This is a genomic window from Maribacter sp. (assembly GCF_039968975.1).
Lineage (GTDB): Bacteria > Bacteroidota > Bacteroidia > Flavobacteriales > Flavobacteriaceae > Maribacter.
On sequence record NZ_JBDVOT010000260.1, the window covers coordinates 1 to 3280 of the forward strand.

Sequence of the window (3280 nt, forward strand, 5' to 3'; positions counted from 1 at the left end):
CTTTCAAAACAAAGGTTCAAAAATATAACCCAGAAGGAGTTAGCTGAACAAATTGAGTCAAAATTAAAAGCAAAAGCTAAATTACCTACATGGTTTAAAGCCAAAAACATATACTACCCCAACAAACTTAATCTTTCACAGACTTCATCAGAAATTACAGCAAATTACAAAGCCTTGTTAGTAGAAGGAGATACTTTGATAGATGTAACTGGAGGTTTTGGCGTAGATTCATTCGCGTTTTCTAAAAAAGTGAACCAAGTTACCCACGTCGAAAAAAACGAAACATTATCAAAAATTGCCGATTATAATTTTACCCAAATGGGTATTTCAAATATAAAATGCGTCACAGACGATGGGTTAGCCTTCTTAAACAACACATCTAAAACCTATAATTGGCTTTATATTGACCCATCTAGAAGGGACAAAGACAACAAAAAAGTATATTATTTGTCTGATTGCGAACCAAACGTAGTAAGCAGCATGGATCTTTTATTGTCAAAATCCTCTAATCTAATTATTAAAACCGGACCATTATTAGATATTAAGAGTGGATTAAAAGAATTAAACCATGTAAAAGAGATACACATTGTAGCTATCAACAATGATGTAAAAGAAATTCTATGGCTAATTCAAAAAGACTTCAATAACGAAGCGCTTATAAAAGCAGTGAATTTTAAGTCAAGTAATGCACAGCAGTTTAATTTTTATTTAAGCGATGAAGAAAATGCAATACCTAGATATTCAAAACCACTAACTTATATATATGAACCAAATGCATCTATTTTGAAATCTGGTTCATTTCGGTATTTAGGTAATCATTTCAACCTATATAAAATTCACCCCAATTCTCACCTTTACACATCAGAAAAATTAATTGAGTTCCCAGGGCGAACATTCAAAGTTGAACATATTTATGATTACTCTAAGAAATCATTAAAAAAATCAGGCATTAAAAAAGCCAATATCACTACGAGAAACTTCCCAGATTCAGTTGAAAAAATCAGAAAAAAACTAAACATTAAAGATGGTGGACATAACTATCTTTTCTTCACCACAAACGTAGCCGAAAAATTAGTTTCCATTTCGTGTTTTCAGGTTTAAAATAACATTTAACTACCTAATTTTACAGCCTTAAATATCAGGTTTTAACAAGTTGTCAAAAATCAAAAAACCAAAACTACAACGTTGTAAATTAACTTTTAACGTAATTTTTATCTACATAACAAAACGAAAATGTTAAAAAATTAACGTGTAAAATTCCAAATTTAACATTAGCTAAATTATTGATTACTCAATAATTACACCTATTAATACAGATTATTACAATAACAATACTTCAAAATGCTTTTATGACCTTCGAAAATTAACACGGTTGAATTATTCATTTTTAAAGGAAAAGTGCTATTATTATACCGGATTTTGATTTTTTTAACATTTAAAGACTGCAACTAAAAATTTTAGAAGCTCAATTTCCAAGTATTTAATTTAAACTAACAAACAACAACTATTATGAGTCAAAAACGTGATTACACGTTGATGAAATCCAGTAAAAGGTCATCCCTTATTAAATCTGGAGTCTTATCAATGCTTGTTTGCTTAGGTACCCAAATGGTACAAGCAAATGAAAACACAAGTACTTCAAACGAAGTTGAAGTAAAAACACTTCAATCTACTATTACGGGAACCGTTTTAGATGACACTGGTCAACCTCTGCCTGGAGCCAATGTTGTAGAAAAAGGTACAACTAATGGTACACAAACAGATTTTGATGGTAACTATACTTTAAATGTATCTGATGATGCTACATTAGTATTTAGTTACATTGGTTTTAAAAGCAATGAAGTAGCTGTTAATGGCCAAACTACCGTTAATGTAACTTTAGCTGAAGATGCTGCTGCATTGGATGAGGTTGTTGTAACTGGTTATGCAACACAAACACGTGGAGATTTAACCGGAGCAGTTGCTTCTGTTGATATTTCTGAAGCTGTAAAAGCACCTATTACCAATGCGGCTGAAGCATTACAAGGTAGAGCCTCAGGTGTTACCGTAACTAGTTCTGGTAGTCCAGGTGGTTCTCCAACAATTCGTATACGTGGTTTTGGAACCAGTAACAGCAATGGTCCTTTATACATTATTGATGGAGTACAAACAGATGATGCTTCTATTTTAAACAACATTAACCCTGCCGATATTAAGCAGATGAACGTTCTTAAAGATGGTGCAGCATCAATTTATGGTGCAAGAGCATCTAATGGGGTTGTGATTATTACCACAAAAAACGGTGGTTATAATATGGCACAAGCAGAATTTAAACTAGATACATACACCGGTTTTTCTCAAGTTACCAATCTACCTGACGTTTTAAACGCAGAACAGCATGGTAATATGATATTTCAAAGTTTAGCTAACGTTAATGCAGATGTAACACATCCTCAATATGGAAGTGGAGCTACACCTGTTATTCCAAACACTTTATTAGGCACACCAACTACCGTAACTAGAAGACCTGATGGCTCTACCTGGTTTGACGATATTTTTAGGACTGCAATTACTCAAAATTTTAATTTCAGTGCTGAAAATGGTTCTGAAAGTGGAAAGTATGCTTTTTCCGCATCTTACCTTAACAGACAAGGAACACAGATTGAAACTTTTTATAAAAGAGCAGCTATTCGTTTAAATTCTGAGTTTAAGATTGGCAAAAGGTTAACAGTAGGTCAGCATTTAAATGTATCGTTCTCTAACACACGTTCTGGTAATCAGAGAGACCTAGGAGGCAATCCTCTAGCATTAGCTTTTAGAAATAGTCCATTATTACCTGCTTTTGCCGATGATGGTTCCTATACAGGAACATATTCTAATGCAACGGGCTTATCAAACCCAACAAATCCCGTAGCAGATTTAGAACGCGCCTCAGACGACTTCAATAAAAATTTCAGAGTTTTAGGCGATGTGTATCTAGCATGGGAAATTATTGACGGCTTAACTGCCAAGACTACTATAGGTGGAGATATCCAAGCTTTTAATAGTAGAGCTTTTTTAGCTTTAAACCCAGAGCATTCAGAAGCTAGGACAACAAACACATTGACAGAGGAAAATTTTGATTCTTATAACTATACTTGGTCTAATACACTTAATTATAATAAACAATTCGGTGATCATAGTCTAAATGCATTGTTGGGTATAGAAGCTGTTGAAACAAGATTTAAAGGAAATTCTGTCTCTGTTAATGGTTTCTTATTTGAAACGCCAGATTTTTATCTTTTAAATAACGGTACTGGAA

At 33.2% G+C, this 3280-nt stretch carries 2 protein-coding genes; both read left to right on the forward strand.

Annotation, left to right across the window (positions count from 1 at the left end; translation table 11 throughout):
- Nucleotides 1–1101: class I SAM-dependent methyltransferase (locus ABJI11_RS17825; RefSeq protein WP_348355378.1), on the forward strand; the 1101-nt coding region annotated here is incomplete at its 5' end.
- Between the two features lie 408 nt (nucleotides 1102–1509).
- On the forward strand, nucleotides 1510–3280 hold a 1771-nt coding region (locus ABJI11_RS17830; protein WP_348355381.1), incomplete at its 3' end, for a SusC/RagA family TonB-linked outer membrane protein.